At 58.7% G+C, this 13,479-nt stretch carries 12 protein-coding genes and 2 pseudogenes; 9 read left to right on the forward strand and 5 right to left on the reverse strand.

Annotated elements, in window-relative coordinates:
- Positions 1-32 precede the first annotated feature (32 nt).
- Positions 33-206: a hypothetical protein gene (locus tag FFR93_RS40955; protein ID WP_171049224.1), complete on the forward strand. Its 174-nt coding sequence runs from the start codon at positions 33-35 to the stop codon at positions 204-206.
- Between the two features lie 257 nt (positions 207-463).
- Here the strand turns inward: FFR93_RS40955 and FFR93_RS20570 are convergent.
- The 3 genes and pseudogenes from FFR93_RS20570 to FFR93_RS20575 form a co-directional block, all read right to left on the reverse strand.
- Positions 464-2,451 (reverse strand): annotated as a pseudogene (locus FFR93_RS20570) (primary-amine oxidase).
- An 89-nt stretch (positions 2,452-2,540) separates the two neighbouring features.
- Complete coding sequence (locus FFR93_RS40960) at positions 2,541-2,714, reverse strand: hypothetical protein (RefSeq protein WP_171049225.1); 174 nt, start codon at positions 2,712-2,714, stop codon at positions 2,541-2,543.
- Entirely contained in the window at positions 2,711-4,162 is a 1,452-nt protein-coding gene (locus tag FFR93_RS20575; protein WP_138394563.1) for an APC family permease, read from the reverse strand. The genes FFR93_RS40960 and FFR93_RS20575 overlap by 4 nt, the downstream gene beginning before the upstream one ends.
- A gap of 121 nt (positions 4,163-4,283) precedes the next feature.
- Here FFR93_RS20575 and FFR93_RS20580 point away from each other — a divergent pair, with 121 nt between their 5' ends.
- Positions 4,284-5,315 carry an AraC family transcriptional regulator gene (locus FFR93_RS20580; RefSeq protein ID WP_138394564.1) on the forward strand — a complete coding sequence of 344 codons (1,032 nt, stop codon included), beginning with the start codon at positions 4,284-4,286 and terminating at the stop codon, positions 5,313-5,315.
- A gap of 260 nt (positions 5,316-5,575) precedes the next feature.
- Positions 5,576-5,812: a hypothetical protein gene (locus FFR93_RS20585; protein ID WP_138394565.1), complete on the forward strand. Its 237-nt coding sequence runs from the start codon at positions 5,576-5,578 to the stop codon at positions 5,810-5,812.
- Positions 5,813-6,228: 416 nt separating this feature from the next.
- Here FFR93_RS20585 and FFR93_RS41540 read toward each other — a convergent pair.
- Both FFR93_RS41540 and FFR93_RS20595 read right to left on the reverse strand, forming a co-directional pair.
- Positions 6,229-6,461 (reverse strand): annotated as a pseudogene (locus tag FFR93_RS41540) (NUDIX domain-containing protein); the annotation flags it as partial.
- A 15-nt stretch (positions 6,462-6,476) separates the two neighbouring features.
- The gene (locus FFR93_RS20595; protein ID WP_246661346.1) at positions 6,477-7,547 is read right to left on the reverse strand and encodes a LacI family DNA-binding transcriptional regulator; all 1,071 of its coding nucleotides are present in this window, start codon (positions 7,545-7,547) and stop codon (positions 6,477-6,479) included.
- A 184-nt stretch (positions 7,548-7,731) separates the two neighbouring features.
- On the opposite strand from FFR93_RS20595, the gene FFR93_RS20600 reads away from it, so the two are divergent.
- The 6 genes from FFR93_RS20600 to FFR93_RS20620 all read left to right on the forward strand — a co-directional run bounded on the left by FFR93_RS20600 (position 7,732) and on the right by FFR93_RS20620 (position 13,466).
- Positions 7,732-8,718, forward strand: coding sequence for a tripartite tricarboxylate transporter substrate binding protein (locus tag FFR93_RS20600; RefSeq protein WP_138394566.1), 987 nt, complete (start codon positions 7,732-7,734; stop codon positions 8,716-8,718).
- A gap of 65 nt (positions 8,719-8,783) precedes the next feature.
- Entirely contained in the window at positions 8,784-9,257 is a 474-nt protein-coding gene (locus FFR93_RS20605; RefSeq protein WP_138394567.1) for a tripartite tricarboxylate transporter TctB family protein, read from the forward strand.
- A 24-nt stretch (positions 9,258-9,281) separates the two neighbouring features.
- Entirely contained in the window at positions 9,282-10,781 is a 1,500-nt protein-coding gene (locus FFR93_RS20610) for a tripartite tricarboxylate transporter permease (protein ID WP_138394568.1), read from the forward strand.
- A gap of 37 nt (positions 10,782-10,818) precedes the next feature.
- The gene (locus FFR93_RS41965) at positions 10,819-10,947 is read left to right on the forward strand and encodes a hypothetical protein (protein WP_281407910.1); all 129 of its coding nucleotides are present in this window, start codon (positions 10,819-10,821) and stop codon (positions 10,945-10,947) included.
- Between the two features lie 37 nt (positions 10,948-10,984).
- A complete protein-coding gene (araD, locus tag FFR93_RS20615) occupies positions 10,985-12,721 on the forward strand; it encodes an L-arabinonate dehydratase (RefSeq protein ID WP_138394569.1) in 1,737 nt (578 codons plus the stop codon).
- Positions 12,722-12,740: 19 nt separating this feature from the next.
- Positions 12,741-13,466, forward strand: coding sequence for a ribonuclease activity regulator RraA (locus FFR93_RS20620; protein WP_064708488.1), 726 nt, complete (start codon positions 12,741-12,743; stop codon positions 13,464-13,466).
- Positions 13,467-13,479 lie beyond the last annotated feature (13 nt).

Consider the following 13,479-nt stretch of genomic DNA (forward strand, 5'->3'; position numbering starts at 1 on the left):
GTTCACGAAACATGTCTCCGCAGGAGCGCGGGTTGATCGATCGCCGCCGTCGAATCGGAAGGAAGACGGAAGCGATCCTTCAGCAAGATGGCACCCGCCTGCTGAACTCGGCGCGGCTGAAACAGGTGGTGATGGCGAAGACCTACCTTTATCAGTTCCTGGCGACGCAAGCAGAAGCAGTGAAAGCGTTGGCGGAGAAGCTCTGAGGTCAAAATCTATCGGTACCTGGCAGCAAATCGCATCCCTGCAGTTGAACGGATACGAACCGTCGACCACGCGATTCCCTCGCGCGGCATATCGGTGATTTATGGAACCGTCTTGACGATTGGAATGGAGCGTACTTTGAGAGCAGCGCAGAGGACGGCGCCGAGAAATCCTTGCGGAACGACCGGACCCCGGACCCTTCCGAGAACCCGATCGCCCACTATCATGCGGGCATCATCCTTCGTCCTGCTTCTACGCTTTACGTGTGGCAACAGGAACCGCTTGCGATTTTTTCATGCGAGTGCGGCAGGCGATTGTCGACGCTCTCCTCGTTTCCATCAGGCGGCAGATCCATGGCGATGTTGGATGCGAAGAAGCCGTTCGGCTTCAGCGTAAAGCCTGCATATTCTACCGGCATGATCGGAAAATCCTCAGGCTTGCAGACATGGGTATGGCCGAAGGAATGCCAGAGCACGACATCGGCATTCTCGATTTCGCGGTTCTGCTTGACATAGCCCGGCAGGCCGTCACCGCCGGCATGCACGTTCGGATAGTCGCCGCTCGCATATTTTTCCCTGGCATCGAAGGCCGTGACCCAGATGTGTTTCTTGGCGAAGCCGCCGCGTTGGGCAACGGTGGACTCCGGCTTGGCAAGCATGACCGGTGACGGCATGACGACGATCTTGTAGCCTGGCGCTTTGCCGACGCTGTTCCGCATATTGGGGTGGAGACTTTCCAGTAGCGGCCGGTCTCGCCATTGGCGAGCGCAGGCGAATCGAGTTCGCGCTTCAGCACGCGAGTCCTGGTATCGAAGACATTGCCATAGGGATTGTCTTCACCCCAGGGACGCGGCACAAACTCATGCTCGGTCACGGTGTTGCCATCGCCATCGACATCCATATGCAGGCGCGCATTGAAGAAATGCTGATGGGTCGGACCGCCGAGATTGTCATCGACCATACCGCCCCATGGATAGGTTTCTCCAGTCGCGACTGCCGCCGTCTGGATGATGCCGGTGAGCTTGGCTTCGAGTTGGATCGTGCCATCCTGGTAGAGATACCAGTAGAAGCCGTAATCATAGTTGCCGACAGTTGCGAAGAAGGAGATGACGAGGCGGCGGGAGCGGCGCACTTCGAAAATGCCGTTGCGGAACTCGTAATGCTTCCAGAGGATGCCGTAATCTTCCTCATGCATGCAGATGGCGTTCTTCATAATGAAAGGCTGGCCGAAATCATCGGCCGCCGGCACGTCGAAATAGTGAATATGGCCGAGGCAGTCGCAGCCGAGTTCGAGGCTGTTGGCCAAACGCCCGAGGCCGTATTCGCCGGCATCGAAGGCGCTCTTCCAATAATGGTTCGCGGTCGGATCGGCATACGGCACGACCATTTCGGTAACGCTGGCGCGAAAGACGACGGGCCGCAGCCTTCCCTGATCCTTGATGCCGAGTTCATGCAGAACGAGGCCCTCGCGCGGGGTGAAACCGACACGGAAACTCCAGTTCTGCCATTCGACTTTCCAGCCGTCGACGGTAAAGCTCGGCCCCTGCGGCTGAACAATATGCAGCGGCTTGAGATCGGGCCGCGGTTCCGAGAAGGTTTCGCGGCCATAATTGCGCTTCTTCCTCGGGACCGGAATGATCTTTTCATCATCGACGAGATCGACCACTCGGTTGGTGATCAGGTCGACGACCGCCACGACACCCTCGATCGGATGCGCATAGCCGTTGTCACGGATATCTTCGCGCCAATAGGACACTGCGCGGACGATGCGCTTTCCCTTCTCGAATTCGCGGCCAAAATAGCCGGAGGAAAATGGATCGATCTGGATGAGCGGGATATCCTCGTCGGTAATGCCGCGCTTCTTCACGGCAGCGATCCAGCGCGGATCGGATTTGACGGTGCCTTCGACGGTTTCGAATTCGCACAGCATGACCGGCGGCTGGCCGTAGGGCAGCTCGTCGAGAGGTAATCTTATATAGGAGGACACTTTGCCGGCGGTCAGATCGACGATGCCCTCGAAGGTCTCGCCGTTGCTGATATCCATTGCCAGGATGAAGGCGAGGCGCGGCAGACTGTCGCCCACGCGATGGATCGCAAGATCCGCCTTGGTCGGTTCCTCCAGCCGGATTATCGGAAAGCGGAAGGTGGCTGCGAGTTTCTGCCTATCCTTGAGTATGGCAACGGCAGAGGCAATTTCGGCAAGGCTCAGAGGATCGAGCGGATGGGTGACTGCGACAACGGCGTCCATGAACATACCTCTTTGATTTAGGCTCTTTGATTGTGGGCCTCTTGGCTTCCGGAAAGACGACGCGCCTTCACGCTCGCAAGCTGCGGTGATCAGGATCGACCGGAGCAGAGCTGCATCTCGGTCACCATCGCTTCTGCGTGAACGCAAAACACGGAGCAGAAAACATGCGCCTCAACGGCAACCAGCAAAGTTGCGCCGGCTAGGATTGCGATCGCGAGAACCAGAAGGTGATCGACGGGTGCAAGTTCAGCAATGGCACTCATTCGAAAACCTTTCCGAGCGAGGCGTAGAGAGCGGGCTTGGATCTCTTGACGTGGATTGCAAGCAGCGCTCCGAGAATGCCCACCAGCACCATGACATAGGGGAAAGCCTTGACGATCAGGCTTTCACTGCCGGAAAGCAGGGAAAGATTGGAACTGACCAGCACCAGCGAACCGATGAGACCGAGCAGCGCCAGCGTCGGGGCGATCATCGTGGTCCAGGTGCCGTAGCCGTTCGGCGTCTTGCGGAAGAACATGACGATCGCGACGGAGACCAGCACCTGCACCTGCAGAATACCGATCCCTGCAAGCGCTGCCATCCACGAAAACACCACGGTGTATGGATCGGCTCCGAAGATCACGAACAGGGCAAGGACGACGGCCGCGATCAGACTTTGCAGCAGTCCCGCGGCGTAGGGTGAGCCATGCTTGGCGTGAACCTTGCCAAGCACCTGGGCGGCCAAGCCTTCCCGGCCGAGGGCGAAGAAATAGCGGTTGAGCGTATTGTGGAAGGACAGGATGCAGGCAAACAGGCTGGTGATCAGCAGCACGTTCATCACCTGGCTCGACCATGCGCCGAGCACGGAATTGGCGGCAGCGAAGTAGAAGCTGTCGAGGCCGGCAGCAGCAGAGGCCTGCACATTGCCCGGACCGTAGAATTGCACGATGGCCCAGGTGGAAAAGGCATAGAAGAGGGTGATGAGCAGCACCGCAACATAGGTCGCGCGGGGAATGGTCTTTTCGGGATCTTCGGCTTCCTCGCCGAAAATGGCCGTGGCTTCGAAGCCGATGAACGAACCGATGACGAAAACCAGCGCCACACCAAGACCAGGCGTAAAGACCTGCGACGGCGCGAAGGAAGAAAAGGCGATGCCTTCCGGTCCGCCGCCTGAAAAGACGATGGCAAGATCGAGAACCATCAATATGGCGATTTCGGCAATCATGCAGACGCCAAGGATCGCTCCTGAGAAGGCGATGTTGCGCTGACCGCAGACCAGCACGACGACGAGTGCCGCGAAGGCCCAGACCCACCACGGCAGGACCAGCCCAAGCGGCGCTATGGCGTTGGCCATGAAGAAGCCGAACAGGCCATAAATGGCGATCTGAACCGCGCTATAGGTGACCAGCGCCATAAAGGCCCCACCCACGCCGACCGGCTTGCCGATGCCGTGGGTGATATAGGTGTAGAAGGCCCCCGCCCCTCCCACATGGCGGCTCATGGCGGTGAAGCCGACCGAGAACAGCAGGTAAAGCAGGCCGGCGAGCATGAAAGCGCCAGGAACGCCTGCGCCGTTACCAAAGGCAAAAGCGGCTGGCGAAGCGCCGACGACGGCCGTGAGCGGCGCGGCCGCGGCAACGACGAAGAACACGATATGGGCAAGCCCCACCGAGTCCTTGGCCAGCCGACGCTCCGGCGATGATGGCGCGGGCATGCTTGCTTCCAGTGTCATGGAGAACCCCTCTTTGCTTGTTTGTTGCCAAGAGGGTAAGCGCGGCGATCTGGCCCCGAAATTGCAATTTGTGCCAATGAATCGATAATTCGCGCCACGACGGTCATCGGAGACGCTGAAAATGGCAGTTGCATCGCATTTGATCAGCCGGATGCCCGTAGTTGCTTCAATTCGAGCCTCTGTCCTGATCCCGCTGGTGCAACAAATCGACAAAAGATCCGGGAAAACGGACCTTCTTTTGGCCTCGCACGGCATTCTGCGCTCGCAACTGGAAGATCCCTACGCTGTCCTGCCCATGGCGCGTTACGTCGCACTGTTCGAGGATGCCGCGACGATAATAGGCGAACCGGCACTGGGAGCCCGGATGGGCACAGGGTTCAAGCCAGCCGATCTCGGCCCCATCGGCATGCTCTTCGCGCTCTCGCAGAACATTCGCAGCGCCTTCCAACGACTGTCGAAATATGTAAACGCGGTGCAGGGCGCGACCAATTCGGGCGTATTCGAAGAGAATGGCGATTTTATCTGGAGCTACCGGATCGTCGATACCGGCATGTGGCCGCGCCGGCAGGACAGCGAATTCACGATCGCCGCCTCCTGCCAGCTTGTCCGTTCCTGCTTCGGCCGCGGCTGGCGGCCGACCGAAATTCAGCTTGAACATCACGCTTCGCGCGATGCCGGCGCGCTGGAACGGATCTATGGCGCGCCCGTCCTGTTCGGCCAATCCGGCAACCGGATCGTCATGAACAAAGCGGATGCCGATCGTGTCTACCGCTCCGAAGACAAAAGTCTTATCGAAATCCTGGAGCGGCATATCGGCGATCTGGTCGACGATCCGACGGCCGGCGACGCCGTCACGGAAAAGGTCCAGGCCCTGATCGGCATCTATCTCGGCCGCAAGCCGATCACGGTCGCAATCCTCGCGGCGGAACTGAAGATGTCGCCGCGAAGCCTGCAGCGTCGGCTGTCGGAGGAAGGCGTGTCGCTTCGCGATCTCATTCGCCAACACCGCCAGACGCTCGCAGCTCATTATCTCGGCGACCGACATGCCCCACCGATGTCCGAGGTGGCGCGTGTGCTAGGTTATGCAGACAATACTGTGCTCTGGCGTGCGCTGCGGTCCTGGAAGAAAAGGAAACCATCTGCCTTCGGATAAATCGAAGAGCATGCGATGTGTCCACAAACCGCCGGACAACATCGGTGGCATTTCTCGGAACGGCCAAGGATCATCAAGGCCCTCTCGCCAACCTGTCGGTGACGTGATGTGTTGGAGCCGGTCGAGCTTTCTCGCTAGGACACACCAGGACATCTCAGTGTTTTCTTGTCAGCTCTTAATGAGAGCAGAATCTGAGAAATCATCGAGCGTCTAGCGCAGTTGAAAGGAATCGAACCGGAAACGGCTCGCCGGGAATAACTATGTATCTTGCAATCGGTGTTTTTCCGTTCGTCGGTACACAGCCGCTTCAGTCGATCCATTATGCGATCTTCTTCGCACAGAATGTGAACATCTTCGCAACAAGCCTCGGACAGGGCTCGTACGAACGGCTCCCTTCGGACCCATTGCCGCCGCTCGCCGGCCAGGTCCGGAACTTCCGACACTGGTGCCATAAGCCGACATACTGGCTGGCGGCCGAGCAGACCGGCATTGGATGAACCAAGCGGCTATCCTGAAACCTTGAGGAAAGGGTGGCGGCGATGCTACCGCATCCCAACAGATCGTGAACAAAGGCGTAGCCGTTGCTAAGATCCGGCATCATCCTGAAGGTGTCGCCGCTGCCAAATGGCCAGGTGGTGCATCAGACTTCGGTCCGATTGAGGATTATGACTGATCGGCATATTTTCCTTCCGCTGGATTGCAAGCTTCAGCACGAAAAGGGTGTCTGCCCCTGATCCGGAGCACCCTTTTCATTTGTTTTTAGGTTTCATGCTGGCAAACAAGTCGTCCATCTAGCTGACGGGTTATGTCGCCGAAGAGGTGCCCGTCTGCGGGAGCCGTCGAGATCGATCACGCATAATCCTTAGGTGCGAGTGCCGGAGCTACGGTCGCTTAGAGTTCGCTTCGCTTCCTGAAAAACCGGAAAAATGCTGATGGCATCGCGCTCAGCCTCATAGAATTGCTTGCATAACTCTGCGGAATAGAGACGACTGCATGTCAATCCAGTTTCCTCCGCCACCTCACTAGCGCTGCTTCCCATGCCTTTTCGCCTTCCTCGATGCCGCCGACGATCTGGCACCACTCGCCGATCTGTTTCGCGATGGATCGAGTGAACGGCCAAACCACCACATCTCTGGAAGATGAAATGCCGCGCGGCTGCGATCAAGCGGACTGCCTCGCGACGATCTGGAAATCAATTTCAATCATGGGTTCGACAGTCTCGCCGGAAATTTTTCTCAATATTGATTGCGCGGCCTTTGTCCCAATCATGCGTCTGTCGATGCGGACTGTTGTCAGCGGCGGATAGGTGTGCGGCGCGAAGTCGAAGTCGCCGAACCCAATAATGGCGACATCCTGCGGAACCCTGCACCCCCTTGCTATCGCTTCCGTCAGCGCCCCGTGCGCGACAACATCGGAGCTTCCGAATACAGCTAGCGAACCCGATCCACGACCAAGTAACTGACTCAACGCTCTCCGCCCGTCACTAAAGGTCGAGGGGGAGTTCATTTCTACGTCGGGGAGTTCCACCTTTGCGACCCCGGAGAGCCGCTTTATGAACCCATCTCTACGTTGAATGGCTCGAGGATCGTTGGCGCCGATTTGCGCATATCGGCTATAGCCCTTCGCCATAAGATGTTCGGCTACCAACGCTCCGACATCATAATGCGAAAACCCCACCGCGGTATCGAGCGGTGACGGCGTCGAGTCCCAGATCTCGACGACTGGCAGACCGGCGCCTGACAACATCGCTCGCGTCTCCTTTAGATGAGTGATGCCGGTCAGGATTATGCCGTCGGGTCGCCGCGCGAGGATGGCTCGCGTCAGCTCCATCTCCCGCTTGTGGTCATAACCGGACAGGCCCAGCAAGAGTTGATAGCCTGCCGCGACGAGTTCGGCGTTCAAGCCTTCGATTGCCTCAGCGAAGATCGTGCTGGACACCGATGGAACGATGGCCGCCACCAGCCGCGTCCGCCGCGAAGCGAGTCCGCCAGCCAGCAGGTTCGGCACATATCCTGTCCTGGCGATGACGCGTTCTATCGCTTCAAGGGTCTTAGGCTTGACGAGGCTGGGCGTGTTGATTGCGCGGGAAACCGTCACGGGAGACACCCCGGCAAGCCTAGCGATGTCCGCCAGTGTCACCGGGCTCGCTACCTCTGTCAGCCTGCGGGTTTTCTGTCCAACCATGATCATCTCCACTGGAATGATGTACGCTTTCATTTTGTCACTTGGCAAGTCTTTCAGGAAAAAAGTTTCGTCATTTTCTTCAAAGCGCTGATATCACACACCAAAATTTGGAGCGACCAAGTCTTGCGAGACCAAATTATGATGCTAGAATGAAAGCGCTTCCATTTTCCGGTTGAGGAGCCGGACCTCGATTTCATCAGGGCGTAGGAGCGCCCAAACGGGAGGAGAAATCATGCGTTTAATGCGCTTCATCACAGTGGCGGCGATGGCCGCTTCGATCACTTCCTTTGCCGCGTCTGCGGGGAAGGCCCAGAACCAGGACTATCCGTCTAAAACTGTGACGGTGATCGTGCCCTTTGCCGCAGGCGGCAATACCGATACCTTCGGTCGCCTCGTGGCCGAACAATTGGATAAGCGCCTCGGCCAGCGCTTCATCGTGGAGAATAAGCCGGGAGCCGGCGGCAACGTCGGCCTTGGCGATCTCGCGAGAGCGGTTCCGGACGGATACACCATCGGCATGGGCACGGTCAGCTCCAACGCGATCAACCAGACGCTATTCAGGACATTGCCCTATGACAAAGCAAAGGGATTCGCGCCACTATCGTTGATCGCCCGGCTGCCGAACGTTCTGGTAGTCAATCCGGAAAAGCTGCCGGTCAATTCCGTGCAGGAACTGATCGAACTGCTCAAGAAGGAGCCGGGCAAGCACACCTATGCCTCCTCGGGCATTGGCACATCGATCCATCTCGCCGGCGAACTGCTCGCCACCAAGGCCGGTGTCAAAATCACCCACGTGCCGTACAAGGGCAGCAGCCAGGCAATCATGGACGTTGTCGCCGGCCATGTCGACTTCATGTTCGATAACATCCCGACGGCTGCCCAGCAGGTCAAGGCGGGTAAGCTGCGCGCGCTGGCAGTCACCAGCCTCGACAAGGCATCGCTGCTGCCGGACGTGCCGACTATGGACAGCGTCATTCCAGGCTTCGAGGCAACGTCCTGGCACGGCATTTTCGCACCGCCAGGCACGCCGCCGCAAATCGTCGAGAAGCTCAGCAAGGAGGTTCAGGCCATTCTTCACGACCCAGCCATGAAGGAGAAGATCGAAGGCATGGGCGCAACGCCCGTCGGCAATACCTCGGAAGAGTTTGCGACCTTTATCAAGGACGAAACTGAAAAATGGGCAGAGGTCATCAAGGCGGCGAACGTCCCGCTGCAGTGAAATTCCCCACCGGCCGGCGCATCGTCGCGTCAGCCGGGGGTTTCTGACCTATGGATCGTAAAGCCATGTTGAAGATTAGAAACGGTCGCGACTTTGTTGGCGGCGCGGCGATGATCGTCGTTAGCCTACTGTTCATTGCCTTCGGGCGAGAGCTCGATGTCGGGAATTCGTTCCAGATGGGACCTGGCTACTTCCCCGTCATGCTGAGCTTGCTGCTAATCGGCATCGGAGTCCTCATCATAGTTCAGTCTCTGGTGGTTGCCGTCAGGGATGAGCCGGATGCACCGGCAAACTGGAAAGCCTCCATACTAGTGATCCTGGCGCCAGTTTTCTTCGGCCTCGCGCTCCCGAGACTAGGGCTCGCACCGACCATGTTTCTGATGGTCGGTGGTGTTAGTTGCGCCAGCAGATATGCCGGCTGGCGCCATTCGATCGCGCTCGCGCTGTTCATGGCGATCAGTTCGGTCGTTCTGTTTACACGGCTCCTGTCGCTTCCCGTCAGCGCCTTCGGTCCATTGATCCCCTTCCTCAGCAACTGACCGATATCATCCGCGGAGTTTCGCATGGACATCCTTTCCGACCTGTTGCTGGGTGCCGCCACCGCCTTCCAGCCCATGAACCTGCTCTATGGCTTCATCGGCTGTCTGCTGGGCACCGCTATCGGAGTGTTACCCGGTCTCGGGCCGACTGCCACGATTGCCATGCTGTTGCCGATTACCTTTGGACTGCAGCCGGAATCGGCATTAATTATGCTTGCCGGCATCTTCTATGGGGCTCAGTATGGCGGCTCGACCACGGCGATCCTGATCAATCTTCCGGGCGAAAGCTCGTCTGTCGTCACCGCGATCGATGGTTACCAGATGGCCCGGCGTGGGCGCGCCGGCGCAGCACTGGCAACGGCCGCGCTTGGGTCCTTCTTTGCCGGAAGCGTCGCAACCGTTCTCCTTGTCATCGCCGCCCCGCCGCTCGCCGCGGTCGCATTGAAATTCGGGCCCGCCGAATATTTCTCGCTGATGGTTTTGGGCCTTGTGGCATCCGTGGCGCTTGCCAGCGGTTCGCTCCTAAAGGCCTTCGCGATGATCGTCTTCGGCCTACTGCTTGGCTCGGTCGGCACCGATGTGGAAAGCGGCATGCCGCGATACATCTTCGGCATCCCAGAACTTTACGACGGTCTCAATTTCGTCGCAGTCAGCATGGGCATATTCGGCATCTGCGAGATCCTCCGCAATCTCGAGAACGAGCATGAGCGTTCGGTCGGAGTGAAGAAGGTTAGCGGCCTGATGCTGACCCGCGACGATTTCAGGCGCATCCGCGGCCCAATCCTGCGCGGCACAACGCTCGGCTCGTTCCTGGGCGTGCTGCCAGGCGGTGGCGCTATGCTATCCTCCTTCGCCGCCTATGCGCTGGAAAAGCGCATTTCGCCAAACCGCGCCGAATTCGGAAAGGGCGCGATCGAGGCCGTGGCTGCACCGGAATCTGCCAATAATGCCGGAGCGCAAACCTCCTTCATTCCAATGCTCACACTCGGCATACCCGGTAACCCGGTTATGGCCCTGATGGTCGGCGCGATGATCATTCAGGGCATTACTCCCGGCCCCAACGTCATCTCCGAGGAACCTGATCTATTCTGGGGCATGATTGTCTCTATGTGGTCGGGAAATCTGATGCTGGTCATCCTCAACTTGCCATTGATCGGCTTGTGGGTACGAATGCTGACCATTCCCTATCACCTGCTGTTTCCTGCAATCATCGGCTTCTGCTGCATTGGCGCTTACAGCATCAACAACAGCGTTTTCGACGTTTTCATCATGGCGGGCTTCAGCGTCGTCGGCTTTACGCTGTCCAAGCTGCGCTTCGAGCCTGCACCGCTGTTGCTCGGCTTCATCCTGGGGCCAATGCTGGAGGAGAACCTTCGCCGCGCAATGCTGATCAGCCAAGGCGATCCGACAATCTTCGTGCGCAGCCCGCTCAGCCTTTCGTTGCTGATCGTAGCCTTGATCGTGCTGGGCATGGTGCTTTCACCCTCGATCAGCCGCAAGCGCGACGAAGCCTTCACCGAGTGATCCAATGCGAAACTTTACTGAGACAAGGGAGCAGCCGATGACCGAAAATCTACGCAAGGCCCTCACAGGCAACTCCGGCATTCTTGTCACCCCCAATGACAAGGCCGGAGAAGTCGATACCGTCCGGCAGAAGCCGATCGTCACATCAAACGCAATCCGCTTCTGACAAAGTCAAAGCGGTCGAAGACCGTCCGGAGACGCTAATGACATCGAAAAAGACCTACGAACAACTGCGATCCGCCCGCTGGATGGTGCCGGACGATCAGCGTTCCTTTGGCCACCGTTCGAGGACAATGCAGATGGGATACGATCCGGTGGACTGGGAGGGCCGTCCTATCGTCGCGATCCTCAACACCTGGTCGGACGCCCAACCCTGCCACATGCATTTCAAGGACCGTGTGGAATGGGTCAAACGCGGCATCCTGCAGGCAGGTGGTTTTCCCTTGGAGCTCCCGGCGATATCGTTATCGGAAAACTTCGTCAAGCCGACGACCATGCTTTACCGCAACCTGCTGGCAATGGAAGCCGAGGAATTGTTGCGCTCGCATCCTGTTGACGGCGCCGTTTTGATGGGCGGTTGTGACAAAACTACGCCGGCCCTTATCATGGGCGCGCTCAGTATGGGCCTGCCCTTCATCTTCCTGCCGGCCGGACCGATGCTGCGCGGCAATTATGCCGGCAAGTATCTGGGCTCCGGTACAGACGGGTTCAAGTATTGGGACGAGCGTCGTGCCGGCACCATATCGAAAGAAGAATGGCAGGGCATCGAGGGCGGTATCGCCCGCTCCTACGGCCATTGCATGACCATGGGAACCGCCTCAACCATGACTGCAATTGCCGAGGCGATGGGGCTTTCCCTGCCCGGCGCCTCGTCCATCCCTGCCGCTGATTCCAGCCACCAGCGCATGTCAACCCAATGCGGACGCCGGGTCGTCGAGATGATCTGGGAAGATCTCACGCCGCAAAAGATAGTAACGCCAGCGGCGGTCGAGAATGCAGTAACGGTGGCCATGGCAACGGGCTGCTCCACCAATGCTATCATCCATGTAATCGCCATGGCGCGACGGGCTGGCATTCCGCTTGAACTCGACGATCTCGATCGGATAGGCCGCACCACGCCAGTGATTGCGAATATAAGGCCATCCGGTAGCAATTACCTGATGGAGGACTTCTACTATGCCGGCGGCCTGCGCGCGCTGATGAAGCAGCTTGGTGAAAAGCTCGACAATTCTGCGATCACGGTTACCGGCAGACCGCTGACCGATGGGCTCGAAGCGGTGAAGATCTGGAACGAGGATGTGATCCGGCCCCTCGCCAATCCGGTCTATCACGAGGGATCGCTCGCCGTGCTGAAGGGCAATCTTTGCCCCGATGGCGCCGTGATCAAGCCAGCGGCCTGCGATCCGAAATTCCACCGGCACAAGGGACCGGCGCTGGTGGCCGACAGCTATGCTGAACTGAAGAAGATCATCGACGACCCGGATTATCCGCTGACGCCGGATACCGTGCTGGTTCTGAGAAACGCCGGCCCGCAAGGCGGGCCGGGTATGCCGGAATGGGGCATGATCCCAATGCCGAAGGCACTTTTAAAGCTTGGCCTGCGCGACATGATGCGCGTTTCCGATGCCCGCATGTCGGGCACATCGTTCGGGGCATGCGTGTTGCATGCGGCTCCCGAAGCCTATGTCGGGGGACCGCTTGCGCTGCTTCGGACCGGCGACATCGTCGAGATGGATATTCCCGCACGCAGTCTCAACATGCTTGTGTCGGACGATGAGCTGGCGGCACGACGCGGCGCCTGGACGCCGCCGCCGCCGCGTTACGGGCGCGGCTACGGCCTGATGTTCTCGAAGCATATCGAGCAAGCCGATAAGGGCTGCGACTTCGATTTTCTTAAGACGGATTTCGGCCCGATGGTCGATGAACCGGCAATCAACTGACCAGATCAGGAGCTTTGAGATGTCCGACTATGTATTGTCCGATGCCGTTCGTGCCAAGCTGATGAAGATCTCGACGGCCTCTGTGGCGACCGCCCTTTACAAGCGCGGCCTGCGCAACCAGTTCATCCAGAATGTTCATCCCGTTTCGTGGAAGGGCGTCAACATGGTCGGCCAAGCCTTCACGCTGCGCTACATCCCGGCGCGCGAGGATCGCAACGCAATTACGGTCTTCCGCAACGCCGAACATCCACAGCGGGTGGCGGTGGAGACCTGCCCGGCCGGGCATGTGCTGGTCATGGACAGCCGCAAGGACCCGCGGGCAGCGTCTGCCGGCTCGATCCTTGTCACTCGCCTTGCCGTGCGTGGCTGCGCCGGTGTTGTCTCCGACGGCGGCTTTCGCGACGCAGAGGGTATTGGCCGTCTCGATATGCCTTCCTACCACCAGAGACCATCGGCGCCGACCAATCTCACGCTGCACGAAGCGCTGGACATCAACGTACCGATATCCTGTGGCGATGCCCCGGTCTTTCCGGGCGACGTGATGCTTGGTGATGGCGACGGTGTGATGGTGATCCCCGCCCACCTTGCCGACGAGATCGCCGAGGAGTGCACTGAGATGGAGATTTATGAAGACTTCGTGCTGGATCAGGTGAAGGCTGGCGACCCGATTATCGGCCTTTACCCGAGGACCAGGGATGAGTACCTGCCTAAGTACGAGGCATGGCGCAAAGCGAAGGATCGCTAAGACGCAATCTTTA

It is taken from the genome of Rhizobium sp. MHM7A, assembly GCF_005862215.1.
Classification (GTDB): Bacteria; Pseudomonadota; Alphaproteobacteria; order Rhizobiales; family Rhizobiaceae; genus Rhizobium; species Rhizobium bangladeshense.